14 protein-coding genes are annotated in these 16,584 nt (G+C 32.2%); all 14 read right to left on the bottom strand.

Features of this window, described 5'->3' with window-relative positions:
- Positions 1-12: 12 nt before the first annotated feature.
- The gene (locus tag B3086_RS09315) at positions 13-372 is read right to left on the bottom strand and encodes a response regulator (RefSeq protein WP_346847857.1); all 360 of its coding nucleotides are present in this window, start codon (positions 370-372) and stop codon (positions 13-15) included.
- Between the two features lie 17 nt (positions 373-389).
- Positions 390-983: a chemotaxis protein CheC gene (locus tag B3086_RS09320; RefSeq protein ID WP_346893237.1), complete on the bottom strand. Its 594-nt coding sequence runs from the start codon at positions 981-983 to the stop codon at positions 390-392.
- Between the two features lie 10 nt (positions 984-993).
- The gene (locus B3086_RS09325; RefSeq protein ID WP_346847855.1) at positions 994-3,150 is read right to left on the bottom strand and encodes a chemotaxis protein CheA; all 2,157 of its coding nucleotides are present in this window, start codon (positions 3,148-3,150) and stop codon (positions 994-996) included.
- 11 nt (positions 3,151-3,161) lie between these two features.
- Positions 3,162-3,926, bottom strand: coding sequence for a protein-glutamate O-methyltransferase CheR (locus B3086_RS09330; protein WP_346878712.1), 765 nt, complete (start codon positions 3,924-3,926; stop codon positions 3,162-3,164).
- Positions 3,926-5,053: a chemotaxis response regulator protein-glutamate methylesterase gene (locus B3086_RS09335; protein ID WP_346893240.1), complete on the bottom strand. Its 1,128-nt coding sequence runs from the start codon at positions 5,051-5,053 to the stop codon at positions 3,926-3,928. The genes B3086_RS09330 and B3086_RS09335 overlap by 1 nt, the downstream gene beginning before the upstream one ends.
- Before the next feature lie 25 nt (positions 5,054-5,078).
- Positions 5,079-5,567 (bottom strand): chemotaxis protein CheD, encoded by a 489-nt coding sequence (locus B3086_RS09340; RefSeq protein WP_346877347.1) that lies wholly within the window; start codon positions 5,565-5,567, stop codon positions 5,079-5,081.
- Positions 5,568-5,570: 3 nt separating this feature from the next.
- Positions 5,571-6,029 carry a chemotaxis protein CheW gene (locus B3086_RS09345; RefSeq protein WP_346867717.1) on the bottom strand — a complete coding sequence of 153 codons (459 nt, stop codon included), beginning with the start codon at positions 6,027-6,029 and terminating at the stop codon, positions 5,571-5,573.
- An 11-nt stretch (positions 6,030-6,040) separates the two neighbouring features.
- Complete coding sequence (locus tag B3086_RS09350; RefSeq protein ID WP_346893242.1) at positions 6,041-7,804, bottom strand: FapA family protein; 1,764 nt, start codon at positions 7,802-7,804, stop codon at positions 6,041-6,043.
- 93 nt (positions 7,805-7,897) lie between these two features.
- On the bottom strand, positions 7,898-8,719 hold the full coding sequence (locus tag B3086_RS09355) for an aminotransferase class IV (RefSeq protein WP_346847849.1): 822 nt from the start codon (positions 8,717-8,719) through the stop codon (positions 7,898-7,900).
- A 2-nt stretch (positions 8,720-8,721) separates the two neighbouring features.
- Positions 8,722-9,360 carry an HAD-IB family hydrolase gene (locus B3086_RS09360; RefSeq protein ID WP_346867714.1) on the bottom strand — a complete coding sequence of 213 codons (639 nt, stop codon included), beginning with the start codon at positions 9,358-9,360 and terminating at the stop codon, positions 8,722-8,724.
- Positions 9,361-9,500: 140 nt separating this feature from the next.
- The gene (locus B3086_RS09365) at positions 9,501-9,893 is read right to left on the bottom strand and encodes a DUF1292 domain-containing protein (RefSeq protein ID WP_346847848.1); all 393 of its coding nucleotides are present in this window, start codon (positions 9,891-9,893) and stop codon (positions 9,501-9,503) included.
- A 173-nt stretch (positions 9,894-10,066) separates the two neighbouring features.
- Positions 10,067-13,579, bottom strand: coding sequence for a pyruvate:ferredoxin (flavodoxin) oxidoreductase (gene nifJ / locus B3086_RS09370; protein ID WP_346847847.1), 3,513 nt, complete (start codon positions 13,577-13,579; stop codon positions 10,067-10,069).
- Positions 13,580-13,803: 224 nt separating this feature from the next.
- Positions 13,804-15,204 carry an MBL fold metallo-hydrolase gene (locus tag B3086_RS09375; protein ID WP_346893244.1) on the bottom strand — a complete coding sequence of 467 codons (1,401 nt, stop codon included), beginning with the start codon at positions 15,202-15,204 and terminating at the stop codon, positions 13,804-13,806.
- A 207-nt stretch (positions 15,205-15,411) separates the two neighbouring features.
- Entirely contained in the window at positions 15,412-16,485 is a 1,074-nt protein-coding gene (locus B3086_RS09380) for an undecaprenyldiphospho-muramoylpentapeptide beta-N-acetylglucosaminyltransferase (RefSeq protein ID WP_035129182.1), read from the bottom strand.
- Between the last annotated feature and the right edge of the window lie 99 nt (positions 16,486-16,584).

Genomic DNA, 16,584 nt, shown 5'->3' on the forward strand with positions numbered 1-16,584 from the left:
ATCCCTCCCATATTATCCTAATACTTTTTTTATAGCTTCAAGTACCCTGTCTGCTTGGAATGGTTTAACTATAAAATCCTTTGCTCCAGCCTTTATAGCATCCATAACCATGCTTTGTTGTCCCATTGCACTACACATAACTATCTTTGCACTTGGGTCAAATGCTTTTATTTGTTTAACTGCTTCTATTCCATCCATCTCAGGCATTGTAATATCCATGGTCACTATATCTGGTTTTTCTGCTTTATAGATCTCCACTGCCTTAATTCCGTTATTAGCTTCTCCAATAACTTCATATCCATTCTTCTCTAAAATATCCTTAACCATCATTCTCATAAAAGTCGCATCGTCTACTATTAATACTCTTGCCATTTTCTACATAACCTCCGTTAATTTAATCCTAATGATTCTAATATTCTTTCCAAAGACCCTGGCGCTGGGATAAAATAAAAATCACCTTTTAAGTCTTCATTCTCCTGAGAAAATCCTGTTTCTATATCTAATACATAGTCATTAAATTGACCAGATTCAATGAAAGTTGTGGAAAGCACTGCTGTAAGCATGTCCTTTGCTACTGCCGGTACCGACGGGAATAGCCTTAAATTAGTCATTTGACTTATGGCATTCATATAGGTTGCAAATATTATGTTACCTATTTCTCCAAGGGCTGAATAACCTAGTTCATTTAACTCTTCTCCCTCTTGCTTTCCAACTAGCATTTCTGCAATCTTCATCATTGTAGCTGTATCAAACATAAATAATATATTTCCTGGGGCTTCACCAAGAACTCTTGCAATTACCGCATAAACTACAGTTTCTTCATCTACCCTTTCAAAAATATCCTCTAAGGAAATAACATTTACCAGGGGAACTGATATTTGAATCTCTTTCCCCAAGATTTGCGCCATGGCTGTAGCTGCATTTCCAAGACCTATATTGCCTATCTCTCTCAATGCATCTATTTGTAACTCGGTAAACTCCATAGCTCTCCTCCTAAATAAGTGCTGCTACATCTAAAATTAAGGTTACTAATCCATCACCTAATATGGTAGCTCCAATATATTCTTTTGTCGATTTTAGTATATTTCCAAATGTTTTAATAACTATTTCCTTTTGTCCTAATAATGAATCAACTAGTAAGGCAACTTCTTTTTCGCCAACCTTTGCAAGTATTACGTATTTTTTTCCATAATCCTTACTTTCTATATCTAATTTATCATTAATTCTTACTAATTTAAACACCTTATCATTATATACCACAATTTCTTTATTATTTGTTCTTTTAATTTCCTCTGGATTATATTCCATAACTCTATCTATAAATCCTAAGGATATAGCCATAGTCTCTGTTCCAATCTTAACAAGTAAGGATTGAATTATTTGTAGAGTTAAAGGCAACTTTATTATAAAGGAGGTTCCTTTTCCTTCTTCACTGAATACATCTACGGTTCCTCCAAGGCTTGAAATTTTTGTTTTTACAACATCCATTCCAACTCCTCTTCCTGATATATCAGTAACTACTTCATTAGTACTAAACCCTTGAGAGAAAATAAGATTTTTTATATCATTATCACTCATTCCTTCAGTATTAATACCAACTTTCTCTGCCTTAGCCTTAACCTTTTCTACATTGATACCACTACCATCATCTTCTACCTTTATAACAGCCTTGGTACCTTCAGAATAGGCAATTAATTTTATCTTTCCTGCTGCTGGCTTACCTTGACTAATTCTTTTTTCTGCTGACTCAACTCCATGGTCTGCAGCATTTCTAAGTAAATGTATTAAAGGTTCACCTATCTCTTCAATTACAGTTCTATCAAGCTCTGTATCCTGTCCTTGAATTTCAAAATCAATCTCTTTATTTAGTTCCATTGATAAATCTCTTATCATTCTTGGGAATCTATTAAATACTACATCTAAAGGTAACATTCTAATCTTCATAACTAAATCTTGAAGATCAGTAGTAGTTCTTGCTACTTCTTCTAAGGTTTCATTTAATTCCACAATCTTATGATTAGCACTTATTTGCTCTAATCTAGTTCTATGAATTACTAGCTCAGATACCATATTCATAAAGTTATCTAATCTTTCTAAATCCACTCTAACAGATTGTCCAACACCTTTATTTTTATGTTTTACTGGTTGTTTTTTATTTTCCTCTTTGGTACTAGGTGCTGTTTCTACAGTTTTTGCCTTAAGATTATTTTTTGAATCCTTCAGCTCTACTACTTTGTTAGAACTTTCTTTGTCTTTAGCAATTTCAGCAGTATTTGTAGCCTTAGTACTAGTAGCTAAAGCTGTGGCAGCAACTTCATTAGCTCCTTTAGCATCGCTAATACTTTTACCATTTATAACCAAGCCACTTATATCTCTTACATCTACTTGCCTTATTTCAGATATTCCATTAATAGAATTTCTTATTATGTCCTGAGATGTTTCTGTTACAAATACTAAATCAATATCAAAATCAAAATTTTCACTTTCTAAATCTTCAAGCTTTGGATTTGATTTTAGGATTTCTCCATTCTCCTCTAAAGTCTGAAATAAAATAAATGCTCTAGCAGATTTTAAAATAGTTTTTTCATCAAGTCCAACATGAACATGGAAGGTATTGAAATTATTCTTTAAAGCTTCCTTTAAGGTATCAATATCATATTCATCAAGACCTAAGTCTACAATCTCCTCACTGCCAATTATATCTTGTACCACTTCTTTATCTTTATTCTGAATTACCTCTGATGAATTTTCTTCCTTTTGGATGTTTTCATTTCCCTCTGCTATCTTTACTAGCTGAGTTACAATGTTATTAATCTCTAAGTCTCCATCACCTCCATCAGTAATATCACCTACCATGGATTCTAAAATATCTAAACAATTAAACAATACTGTTACCACTTCATGGGTTACTTTAAGTTGTCCCTCTCTAAACTTAGAAAGTACATCCTCCATCTTATGGGTAAGTTCTGCCATTTTAGTATAACCCATAGTAGCAGCCATTCCTTTAATGGTATGTGCAACTCTGAAAATCTGATTTAATATTTCCATATCTTCCGAATCATTTTCTAATATAAGTAATGACTCATTTAATAGTTGTAGATTATCACTTGACTCTTCTAAAAACATAGATAGATATTGAGAAGTGTCCATGTTACCCCTCCTTAAATTTTCTTATAGATAAATGTTGAAAGTTTCTCAAAACCAAAATTTTTATATCCATATATACTTTCTGTAGCACCTATAAATAATAAACCTCCTGGATTTAATGCTTTAGAAAACCTTTCATAAATTTTTTCTTTTACTTCATTAGTAAAATATATAACCACATTTCTACATACAATTATGTCAAAGCCACCTTCATAGCTATCTAATATAAGATCATGTTTTTTAAAGGTTACTAGATCTTTTACTTCCTGGTTAATTATAAATTTTTCCCCCTCATGTTTAAAATACTTATGAAGCTTAACTTTAGGTATGTTTTTAATATCTCCACTTACATACTCTCCTGCTTTTGCTCTTATTAAGATGTTAGTATCTATATCCGTAGCTAATATCTTATGCCTAACACTAGGAGTCATCTCCTTTAGCATCATAGATATAGAATAAGGTTCTGCACCAATAGAGCAAGCTGCACTCCATATTTTTAGTGGTCTGTTATAGGATAATTCACTTTTTATAAAATTTTCAAGTTCCTGAAATATTTGTGGGTTTCTATAGAACTCTGTTACATTTATCGTAACATAATCCAAAAACTTTTCCCTTATGACCTTATCTTTTTTTATTAATATCATATATTCATCTAAATCTTTAGCTCCAGCTCTAGACATAATAGTAAGTATTCTTCTATGTAACTGAGCTGATTTATAGCCAGACAAATCTAAATTAAACTCTCTTAATATAAAACTTTCAAACTTTGTAAAATCCATTAATTCTTCACATCCCCCAGTACTATATTAGCTATTCTTTTACTAATATCATAAAGTGGAATAACTTCGTCTATCATATTAGTGTCATAAGCTGCTTTAGGCATTCCATATATTATACAAGTAGACTCATCTTCTGATATAGTGGCTCCACCTGCTTTTTTAACTTCTATAATTCCATCAGCCCCATCTCTTCCCATGCCAGTGAGGATAATCCCTAATAAATTCTCTCCATATACCTTAGCTCCTGATATAAATAGCTTGTCTACAGCTGGCCTCACTCCCCACATTGGAGGTTCTAAATTTAAGGTTATAGTTTTGTTTCTACTTATCTCCATATGTTTACCACCAGGTGCTATATATACAACATCCTTTTCTATGGACATACCTTCCCTGGCTTCCACCACCTTAACCTTAGAAAATTTATCAAGTCTTTCAGCAAATGCTTTTGTAAAGCCTTCTGGCATATGCTGAACCACTAATACAGGAACTCCTAATTTTTCTGGAAGATTTGTAATGACATTAAATAATGCCTTAGGACCACCTGTAGATGCCCCCATTACAATTGCTGAGATTTTTTTATTACCTATCTCTTTACTTCTTATAGCTTTAGGCATTGAGTCTCTTTCTCTTATTTTCAATACTGTAGAAACTCTATGTATTTCTCTTTTTTTATCTTCTTTAATGTCAACATCTTTTGTGTTACTAATGGAAGAAGTCTTTCTAACAAATCTGATGCCTCTTATTTTTGAAACTAAAATTTCTCTAACTACATTAATGTTTAAAGAAATTGAACCTGATGGTTTTGGTACAAAATCTATAGCTCCATTTTCTAAACATTCCATAGTTTCCTCGGCACCATCTTGTGTTAAACTACTAATCATAATAACTTTAGTAGGTATCTTTAACTCCATTATTTTCTTCAAAGCTTCTATTCCATTCATCTTTGGCATTTCAATATCTAAAGTGATAACATCTGGAACCTGCTTTTTTAACTTTTCTAAAAGATCTTCTCCATTTCTTGCAATTGCTATCACTTCCATGTCATCTTCCATATTTATCATGTCTGATATCATCTTTCGCATTAAAGCGGAGTCATCTACAACCATAACTGAAACCTTTTGTACCATATGTAATCACTCCAATCATTAATTTCTATATAATTTTAATACCTTCTCCTACAGTTTTTACATATAGCTCCCCTGTTACTGTATCAAAGGTTATTGTTCTTCCTTTAGTTCCTCCAATTTCTTCACTATCTATAGGTATCTTTCTAGCCTTTAATATACCCTTAACTGCTAGGCTATTTCTAGCACCTATATCCATATTAACCTTACTGTCTGCAAAGTTAAACATAGACGCTCCACCAGCAATCTTAGCTCTTAGATCCTTTTCTTTTGCACCATTTTCTACCATTTCTTTAATCAGAATAGGTATTGCAAGATTAGCAAACTTTATTTCATTTGCTATCTTATTAAACTTTTCACTGTCTGGAAGCATAATATGGGCAAGGCCTCCAATTCCACTTTTTTTATCTATTATGGCAATACCAATACAAGAACCTAGCCCAATTGTCATAAGTCTATCTGGACATTTGGCTATTTTATAATCTGCAATGCCTACTTTTATCTCCTTGTATTCCATAGCTTACCTTTCTATTTTCTCCTTTTCATCCTTTGAAAGAAGTTCATTTAAATTTAAAAGTAAAATAATAGTATTTTTGTTCTTGTCTTTTATTATACCCTTCACATATCGCTTCGATATATTAGAAGATATATCTGGTGTGGGTTCTAAATCCTCAACTTTCCTAGATATAACTTCATTAACAGCTTCTACTATAACTCCCATGGCACCATCTTCGTTTCTAGCAACGATTATTGAACCATCCTTTTCTTTATCTTCCAGATTATATATTCCAAATTTTTTAGCTAAACTAATAACTGGTAATATTCCATCTTGATAATTTATAACTCCCTGTAAAAAATCTTGTGAATCTGGAATTTTTGTTGGCTCTTCATAGTTTAGAATACGTTCTACCTCTCTAATATCTGCTGCAAAGCACTGGTCTCCTAATCTAAACACAAGTAATTTAAATTCCTCTGCCACTTTTACCCCTCCTAAATTTTAAACTTATCAACAATTAAATCTCGATTTTTATCTATATATACATGAACATTTTTGCATGTTTCATCCATTATAGTTTCCATATTTCCAACTATAAACTTAGTATTTAAGTAAGCAACATCACAATAAATATGTCCTTCCTTACCTACTACGACCTCCGTCATAACCCCCGAAGGTGAACCTACTACCTTAGCCTTAATTTCACTTTCCGCCTTAACTTTTCCACCTCGAAGCTCGCATTGACCTTCTCCTGTAAAATATATACCCTTTTCTGCGTAAACATTGGATTTATAAATACCTTTTCCATTTATTGTCAAGCCCCCAGAGCAAAATACTGTACAATCTTGAATGTACCCTATTGTAGCATCTGAATTAATATCTTTCATAGCTTCTATGGCCTTTATTTTCTCTTCTGCCAAAGTTTTAACCTTAATTAGTTCTTCTACACCACTTATTAACATGTAGTTCTTATTAGCATATTTAATCTTTAACACTCTAAATAATTCATTGTTATTATCATTAATTTCAACCATTGTATTTAATACTTTATTAATTATCTTTGTTATCAAAGGAAATTTACTCTTTATAACAAGGGCTATAATATCACAATCTCTTATATTCCCCTTTATATCTCCACCTTCTTTAACAGCTATTACAGCCTTATACAAGCTATGAAAACTATCCACTATGGCAGATAACTCTTCTAAATATCCTTTAAACTCAGAGAACTCACTTCTAATCTTTATGGTAGATGAAATTGCACTACCAATAATTTGCATATCTCCCTCTGACCAAAGACTACATCTTACTGCATTTCCCTTTATAATTATGGTATTTCCTGATTTAACCTTCATACCTTCTTTAACATCAGCATTAATAATTACATCGCCTATAAAATTAATATCCCCTGTAGTTATATCTACATCACTAAGAACCTCATGAACATTATTAACCTGAAAAATACATCCCTTTACTTGAGGTTTTCCCTCCATTGTAGACACTATAGTATCCTTATCCTTAAATTTGCATCCTGATTTTACCATCATGTCCTTAACTTTTCTTTTCTTTGGTTGGATAGGTTGTGAAAATAGGTTAATACCTATGGTACCTTCTTTTCCTACAGTACGCTTTGCAAGGATATCATCTTTCTTCACACTTGTTATACTACCTATAGATTTAAAATCTACATTACCACTTTGGTCACTTTTAAATCCTTTATGGGTACTAGTATCAAAATATACTTCTAATACATCATCTATAGGTTCAATAGGTTCCTTTCCTCTAGCAACTACAACATTTTCTATCTTGTCCATATTTTTTATGTCATCTAACATCTTATTGTCAATCCCATAAACTATGTTCTTATCTTTAAGTTCTTTTAATAATTCATCTCTTGTATATTTAGGTGGAAATTTCTCTCCTTTTACCTTTGCATTTAATGTAATCATAGGTGCTTCTGGTGTATCTTCTAAAGTATAAATTACTTCTGGACTATAGTTTATTGATATACTAGCTGTCATTTTGTCTTCACTAATATTTATATTCAATTCTCTTATTGCCTTAGATTCATTAAAAATTATATCTATCTTACTTTCAGAGCTAACTCTAGCTCTTCCTTTTACTTCTTGTTCATCTACAAATAAACCAACATCCTTGCCCTTTACAATCCAAGGACCCTCAGAAATATTTTCTTCATCAGTAATAATCAGTTTGCCATCAAGTACTTTTGCAGTTCCCCTTAATGTCTTATTTTCCACATTATCACCCCTAATACATAATACAGATCATTTCCTTCTAAAATACAAAAACAATACTATAATATATTATCGTATTGTTTTTGACATACTTTACTATTTACTTGTTTTATAATTCTTCAAGTTTCTTGTAATTAATTCTTCAAACTTATCTTTTATATCATAAATTCTTTGATAAATTTTATCATATTTTATAATACCTTCAACTTCATTTATAGGTAGCACCTTAGGAGAAGTTCCAGATATAAATAATCCATCTAAATTTTTTATATGTTCATAATGAATATTTTCTTCTCTTACCTTTAAGCCCAATTCTTCACAAGCTTTTATTATCTCGCTTCTAGTTATTCCTGGAAGTACCCCTTCTACTGGGGCTGTAATTATTTCATCACCCTTGATCATAAATATATTGGACTTGCTTCCCTCTGTAATGTACCCTTTACTATTTACTAAAATAGCTTCATAACTGCCACTAGCATCTATTTTTTCATTAACTTTTCCCCTAAAGGAATTATCTATAACCTTTGCATTAGGATTATGTCTTTCTCCAAAATAAAGAATAGTCTTTACTCCATTACTATACATATCCTTAGTTGGATAAGAATGCTTTATAAAAAATATAAATAGATTATCCTTATTTATTACAAGCTTTAAATTACCATTTTCAACTCTGTTTAGAGTTATTAACTTTCCTATGTACTCCTTAATCTTATCCATAGATATAAGTTCTTCTTTTTTTTCTAACTTTAAAGAATTTTCAAGCCTAGCTAAATGTTCATCTAAAAATAGAGGAGCTCCATCTATAACCCTAATAACTTCATATATGCACTTACCTTCTACCACATATATATCTTGAAATTCCTCCCTTTCATAAGCTTCATCATTTTTTATAAAGTAATCATTTATACAATTCTCCATAATTATCGCCACCTTAAAATCTCTAATTCATGATTCTTCTTATAATTTATTAAATATCCCTTGCCCACTAACTTCAAAAGAGGTAAATCCGAAAGAGAATCAGAAAACATATAGGAATTTTTAAAATCCACTTCTATATTGTCTTTTTTTAATTCCTCCATTAATCTTTTTACCTTTGCTTCACCTTTGCAATTTTCCCCTAAAATTTTAGGATTAAATTTTCCTTCATCAATATGAAACTTAGTTCCAATAACCTTATCTACTTCTTTTATACTATAAAATTCATTAACATAAAACTCAGGAGAGGCAGAAATTAAATATATCTTATAGCCCTTTTCCTTAAAGTCCTTAATTGCTTTAATTGCATCTTCATACAATATACTCTCTATCTTTTCCTTATAAAAGCTTTTCACTAGCTTCTTTAAGTCTTCCTCACTGGTTCCTGCTAAAAATCTTAAAAAATTCTCCTTAGTTCTTCCAGCATTATAAACCTTTAAACCATAAAAAATACCAGTTATTATATGTGATGGTAAATACCTAAGTAACTTCCTATCCTTCTTAAGCATATATTTATATAATTCTATAGAAGTCTCCTTTTTAGTTAATGTATAATCAATATCAAATATAGCTAGTTTTTCCATGTGAAATTGACCTACTTTCATGTTATTCTTAACCATTGATCATCCATTCCATATCCTTCTTAATATATTATTTCCATAGGAGAATATGGAGTAGCTAAGCATAAAAGCCGCTATATAAATAGCGGCTCTTAAAAGTTTAATTAGTTTTCACTATTTTCATTTGCAAGTAATTCTTCGTAATATGCTTTTGCTGCATCATACTCTGAATCTTCTGGTACAACAAGTTCTCCTACTTCATCATCACCAACTACTTTAAATAAGTATATTGAACCATCATCTGGATTTTGTACTAAGGCATATTCATTTTCTTCAAATAAAAATCCATCAACTATTTCACATTGAGTTACATTTCCTTCTTCATCTTCTAACTCAACGAACATTGCTTCGTGCTCTCCGCAGCCACAACCACACTCTTCATGCTCATGTTCATGGTCGTGTCCTCCACAGCAGCATTCATGACTTTCTTGCTCATGTCCTCCGCAGCATCCTGTTTCTTTTTTATCTTCATTATTTCCACAACAGTTATTTCCCATATTAATAGCCTCCTTAAATAATACTCCTCTTCATTGTACCCTTAATCTTCATATTTTAGAAGTGTTTTATAATATTTTAATACAAAGTTTTTATTTTAATCCAACAATTATCCTAATTTTGCATAAAGAAAAGGGCTGCCCCAAAACGGAGACAACCCTTAAATTATTTAAAACTATTGTTGAGCTGCAAGTTTTTTATAAGATTCTAATCTTTCTTTTGCATCTTGTTCAGTCTTAACAAATAATTCCTCAGCTACTTCTGGGAACATTTTTTGAAGTGATGCATATCTTACTTCGTTTAATAAGAAGTCTCTGAAAGATTCAGTTGGCTCTTTAGAATCTAAGCTAAATGGATTCTTACCTTCTTCTTTAAGAGTTGGGTTGAATCTATATAATCCCCAATATCCGCAAGCAACAGCTTTTTTAGATTCCAATTGAGTATTACCCATTCCTGTCTTAATTCCATGGTTGATACATGGAGCATAAGCAATTATTAAAGATGGACCTGGATATGCCTCTGCTTCTCTTATAGCTTTAAGAGTTTGAGCTTGGTCAGCTCCCATAGCTATTTGAGCAACATATACATAGCCATAGCTCATTGCCATCATTCCAAGATCTTTCTTCTTAGTTCTCTTACCTGAAGCTGCAAATTTAGCAATTGCTGCAGTTGGAGTAGCTTTAGAAGATTGTCCACCAGTGTTAGAGTAAACTTCTGTATCAAATACAAATACATTTACATCTTCTCCTGATGCTAGAACGTGGTCAACACCGCCATATCCAATGTCGTATGCCCAACCGTCTCCACCAAAGATCCATTGAGATCTCTTAACGAAGAAGTCTTTGAATTTATATAACTCTTCCATTGTTTCGCAGCAAGTTTTGTTTGCTTCGATTAATGGAAGTACTTTCTTAGTAGCAGCTTTTGAAGCTTCTGCATTATCTTTATTCTCTAACCATTCATTTAAAGCAGCTTTTAACTCTTCATTACAACTTGTTGATACTGCTTTTTTAACTAAGTCAGTAAGTTTTTCTCTTTGATGATTAGCACCTAAGAACATACCTAAACCGAACTCAGCGTTATCTTCAAATAATGAGTTAGCCCAAGCTGGTCCTTTACCTTCTTGATTCTTAGTGTATGGAGTTGAAGGAGCACTTCCTCCCCAAATTGAAGAACATCCTGTAGCATTAGCTATCATCATTCTGTCTCCAAATAATTGAGTTATAAGCTTAGCATATGGAGTTTCTCCACAACCTGCACAAGCACCTGAGAACTCTAGAAGTGGAGTCTCAAATTGGCTACCTTTAACTGAAGCAACACCTAATGGATTTTCAGGTTTTTTCATTTTAACTGTGAAATTCCAAGACTCTATTTGATCCTTTTGAGTATCAAGAGGTTTCATAACTAAAGCTTTTTGTTTAGCTGGACAAACTTGTGCACAGTTTCCACAGCCTGTACAATCTTGAACAGCTACAGACATTGTGAATTTTAAGCCTTTAAGTTGTCCGCCTTTTGCATCTGCAAGCTTAATAGCTGCTGGTGCATTAGCAAAATCTTCTTCTGTTCCAATAGATGGTCTTATTGTAGCATGAGGACATACATAAGAACATTGGTTACATTGGATACAATTTTCTGGAATCCATTCTGGTACGTTAACAGCTATTTCTCTCTTTTCATAAGCAGCTGTTCCATGGTCAAAAGTACCATCTTCTCTTCCTTCAAAAGCACTTACAGGAAGTTTGTCTCCTTCTTGTCTATTCATAACTTCAACGATGTTTTTAATGAAGTCAGGAGTATCCTTCTTACATTCATTTTTATCTTCTGCATTTTTCCAAGCTTCTGGAACGTTAACTTTAACTATAGCATTAACTCCAGCATCTATAGCATCGTTGTTCATTTTAACAATTTTTTCACCTTTTTTACCATAAGATGTTTGAACTGCATCTTTAAGGTATTTAATAGCTTCATCTACTGGAATGATTTCAGCTAATTTGAAGAAAGCAGCTTGACAAATCATGTTAATTCTTCCGCCAAGACCAATTTCTTGAGCAACTTTTACAGCATTTATTGTGTAGAAGTTTATGTTATGCTCAGCAATATATCTCTTCATTGATGCTGGTAAATGTTCTTCTAAATCTTTTTCATCCCAAATACAGTTTAATAGGAATGTACCACCATCTTTAATTCCAGCTAATACATCATAGCTATTAACATAAGATTGGTTATGACATCCAATGTAGTTAGCTTGATTGATTAGGTATGGAGATTTAATCTCTTCTTTACCAAATCTTAAGTGAGACATTGTTACTCCACCAGATTTTTTAGAGTCATAAGCAAAGTATGCTTGAGCATACATGTCTGTATGGTCTCCTATAATTTTTATAGCACTCTTATTAGCTCCAACTGTTCCGTCAGATCCTAATCCCCAGAATTTACACTCAACAGTTCCTGCTGGTGTAGTAGCTATAGTTCTTGTAATGTCTAGTGATGTATTTGTAACATCATCAACTATTCCTATAGTGAATCCATTTTTAAGTTCTTTTTCTTTTAAGTGATCGAATACAGTAACTATTTGAGATGGAGTAGTATCTTTTGAACCTAATCCATATCTTCCACCAATAATAACTGGTCTTTCAGCTCTATCATAGAATGCATTTCTAACATCTTGATATAGTGGCTCTCCAGCAGATCCTGGCTCTTTTGTTCTATCTAATACAGCAATCTTTTTAACTGTTGCTGGCATATGTTTAAAGAAGTGTTCTAATGAGAATGGTCTATATAAGTGAACTTTAACTAGTCCAACTTTTTCTCCCTGAGCTGTTAAGTAATCAACTGTTTCCTCAGCAACATCACATACTGAACCCATTGCAACAATTACTCTCTCTGCATCTGGTGCTCCATAGTAATTGAATAGGTGGTAATCAGTACCAATTTCTTTATTGATCATTTCCATATATTTTTCTACAACTCCTGGAATTGCATTGTAGAATGGGTTTGAAGCTTCTCTAGCTTGGAAGTATATATCAGGGTTTTGAGCTGTTCCTCTAGTTACAGGATTCTCTGGGTTTAAAGCACTTGCTCTATATGCATCTACTGCATCCCTATTTAAGAATTTTCCTAGAGTTTCATAGTCCCAAGTTTGAATTTTTTGTATTTCATGTGATGTTCTAAATCCATCGAAGAAATGTAAGAATGGAACTCTACCTTCAATAGATGCTAAGTGAGCTACTGGAGCAAGGTCCATAACTTCTTGAACGCTATTAGTAGCAAGTAAAGCAAAACCTGTTTGTCTTGTAGCCATAACGTCTTGATGATCTCCAAATATGGATAAAGCTTGTGCTGCTAATGCTCTAGCACTTACATGTAAAACACCTGGAAGTAATTCTCCAGCAATCTTGTACATGTTTGGAACCATAAGTAATAATCCTTGAGATGCTGTGAAAGTAGTTGTTAATGCACCTGCTTGTAGTGAACCGTGAACTGCTCCAGCTGCGCCTGCCTCTGATTGCATTTCCATTATCTTTAGCTTTTGTCCGAATACATTTTCTCTACCTTGTGCTGCCCACTCATCACAGTGTTCAGCCATTGGTGATGAAGGAGTAATTGGGTATATAGCTGCTACATCAGTATATGCATAGGCTACGTGAGCTGCGGCGGTGTTACCGTCCATAGTTTTCATTTTTCTCATTGTAAGCAACCCTCTTTCTTCTATAAATATTTTATTAGCAAACTCATAATCTTATTTTTTCTTTGTGAAAATGCTATCATGAATTCACTTATATTTAGCTATTTCTCTAAGACATATTAATGCCAAACTAAAGGTTTGGTAATGTTTAACATGACCTTACATTTAAATTATACCTTAATTTTATTAAAATTCAACCCTAAAAATTAACACACTTTGTTAAGTTTTTAATTAATTTCTAAGGGAAATTCATCCAAAAAATCCGGTATAACCACGGAATAATTTTCACTTTTTAATTTATTAGTGAAGGATTCAATATTTTTTCCTTCACCATGAACTAGAAATATTTTCTTAGGTTTTTCCTTCATACTACTTACCCAATTATATAGTCCTGCCTTATCTGCATGACCTGATAGTCCATCCATATAAAAAACTTTTCCTTTAACCTCAATGTTCTCACCTTGGAGTTTAATTCTTTTATTTCCTTTTAACAATTTATTTCCAATGCTCTGGTTCCCTTGATAGGAGGTAATTAATACGCCACACTCTGGTCTAGGAAGATTATTTCTTAGATGGTTAGCTATTCTCCCCCCATCATAAACTCCTCCAGCTACAATAATTATGGATTTTGACTTAACTTCATAAACCTTTTTTCCATCATCACTACTTTCAACAAAATGCAGTCCTTTAAAGTTCAATGGATCATCACCTTTTTCTATAAGAGCCTTAGCCTTCTTATCAAAGTATTCTTCATACTTTCTAAATATTTTGGTAATTCCTGCTGCCAAAGGACTATCTATATATACATTACAGCCCTGCACCTGTCCACTTTCTATAAAAGTATTTAGCATGTATATAATCTCCTGGGTTCTTCCTAAGGAAAAACAAGGAATTATTAAATTTCCGTCACCCTCCATGATATCCTTTACAATTTCTAGGAGTTTTGCATAATTATCTTTTTCTTCATGCATCTTATCTCCATAAGTACTTTCAAGGATTAAAAAATCTCCCTGGAGTTCTTTTTCTGGATTATTTAAAATATCTCTATTAATACTTCCTATATCTCCAGTATATATCAATTTAATCCAACTTTCACCACAATTTTTGATTAAAATTTCACATATTGCAGAACCTAATATATGACCTGCATCTCTAAAAATAACTTTTATATCCTCTTCCAATAGGATTTCCTCATTATATCCGTAGGTATAAAAACTTTTTAGAGCTAGTTCCACATCCTCTTCATCATATAGTGGACTTAAAGCTTTAACTCCTTTACCATGTCTAGAAAGATTTTCAAAATAAGTTTCCTCCTGTTGAATCCTAGCAGCATCCTTAAGTAAATACCCACATAATTCCTTAGTAGGCTCAGTACAAATTACCTTCCCTTGAAATCCTAACTTAAAGAAAAGAGGTATCCTACCACTATGATCCACATGACTATGAGATAACACAATATAGTCAATTTCCTTAGGATCCACATTCAATATATCATTACTATAAGACTTCAAATCATTACTTTGAAATAAGCCACAATCTAAAAGTATTTTTTTATTATTAACAGTAAGTAAATGACTAGAGCCTGTAACACACTTAGTAGCTCCTAAGAACTTTAACTTTATCTCCATTGAAACTTCTCCTATCTTTCCTATGTTTAATATATTTACTATTATTCACTAATGCCATAGGATTTTATGTATGGACTATTTATATATTTATCATTTTCACTATATAAAAATATCCCTATATAACTATTTATATAGGGAAAATTTTATATATTTAACTATAAAACTATTTAACTAGTTGTTGTCATAGTGCGGGTTTCAGGGTTTTTCTTATTTTCTTTTACAGCTTTCAATTAGATCTATTATTTTTCCAAGACTGTCCCTTTGTTTGCTTTTGCTCATGTTTTTAATATAAGTTTCTTTATCTCTATTAACTTCATCAATAGCTTCTAAAAGAGTCAATGCATTTAAATTTTCTTCCTCTATAACTTTACTATATCCTGATTTATTAAAAGACTTAGCATTTAAAATTTGATCTCCTCTACTTGCCTTAGCTGATAGCGGTATTAAAATATTAGGTTTCTTTAAAGCTAAAAGCTCAAATATAGTATTAGACCCTGCTCTAGAAACTACTATATCTGCCAATTGCATTAAATCTGATAACTGTTCTTTAATATAATCAAACTGAGCGTATCCCTCAACTACATTTAAACTCTTATCTAAATTACCTTTTCCACATAGATGTATTACATTAAAAGTTTTAAGTAGGTCCTGTAACGCTTCTCTAACACATTCATTTATAATTCTTGAACCTAAGCTGCCACCAGTAACTAAAATTACAGGCTTATCATCTTTAAATTTACAAAATTCCTTAGCCTTTGTTTTGCTGCCCTTAAATAGTTCACTTCTAATTGGTGAACCTGTAAGTACAGCTTTCTTTTTATTAACATGATCCATAGCCTCTTCAAAGGTAACACAAATCTTTGTTGCATAGGGCATGGATATTTTATTTGCTAGACCAGGTGTAATATCTGACTCATGTATTATAATTGGAATTTTATTAAAATAAGCTCCTAACACCACTGGAACTGATACAAATCCTCCCTTTGAAAAAACTATGGCTGGTTTTTCTTTTTTTATAATTGACTTTGCTTCAAAAACCCCTTTAATAACCTTAAAAGGATCTGTAAAGTTCTTTACATCAAAATATCTTCTTAACTTACCACTAGAAATACTATGATATTTAATTTTTTCTGCTTCTATAAGTTTTCTTTCTATTCCATGTTCAGTACCTATATACTGTATTTCATATCCTAGCTCCTTTAGCTTGGGCACAAGTGCGATATTGGGAGTTACATGTCCAGCTGTTCCTCCACCTGTCATAATGATTTTTTTGTTACTCAATTTAAAAGTCCTCCTAAAATTACCTAGTAAAAGCTTTAATAGCTTTGAAATATTTAAAATAAAAATATCTAAGCCTTAGACGAGTATATGTAATCTCGC

This window comes from Clostridium sp. UBA871 (assembly GCF_002295255.1).
Lineage (GTDB): Bacteria > Bacillota > Clostridia > Clostridiales > Clostridiaceae > Clostridium_J > Clostridium_J sulfidigenes.

Bases quoted from the DNA above. Each gene is read 5' to 3' on its own strand.
- B3086_RS09375 (WP_346893244.1), bottom strand. From the start codon at position 15,204: ATGGAGATAAAGTTAAAGTTCTTAGGAGCTACTAAGTGTGTTACAGGC.
- B3086_RS09355 (WP_346847849.1), bottom strand. From the start codon at position 8,719: ATGGAGAATTGTATAAATGATTACTTTATAAAAAATGATGAAGCTTAT.
- nifJ (WP_346847847.1), bottom strand. From the start codon at position 13,579: ATGAGAAAAATGAAAACTATGGACGGTAACACCGCCGCAGCTCACGTA.
- B3086_RS09360 (WP_346867714.1), bottom strand. From the start codon at position 9,360: ATGGAAAAACTAGCTATATTTGATATTGATTATACATTAACTAAAAAG.
- B3086_RS09325 (WP_346847855.1), bottom strand. From the start codon at position 3,150: ATGGACACTTCTCAATATCTATCTATGTTTTTAGAAGAGTCAAGTGAT.
- B3086_RS09320 (WP_346893237.1), bottom strand. From the start codon at position 983: ATGGAGTTTACCGAGTTACAAATAGATGCATTGAGAGAGATAGGCAAT.
- B3086_RS09335 (WP_346893240.1), bottom strand. From the start codon at position 5,053: ATGGTACAAAAGGTTTCAGTTATGGTTGTAGATGACTCCGCTTTAATG.
- B3086_RS09330 (WP_346878712.1), bottom strand. From the start codon at position 3,926: ATGGATTTTACAAAGTTTGAAAGTTTTATATTAAGAGAGTTTAATTTA.
- B3086_RS09340 (WP_346877347.1), bottom strand. From the start codon at position 5,567: ATGGAATACAAGGAGATAAAAGTAGGCATTGCAGATTATAAAATAGCC.
- B3086_RS09315 (WP_346847857.1), bottom strand. From the start codon at position 372: ATGGCAAGAGTATTAATAGTAGACGATGCGACTTTTATGAGAATGATG.
- B3086_RS09365 (WP_346847848.1), bottom strand. From the start codon at position 9,893: ATGGGAAATAACTGTTGTGGAAATAATGAAGATAAAAAAGAAACAGGA.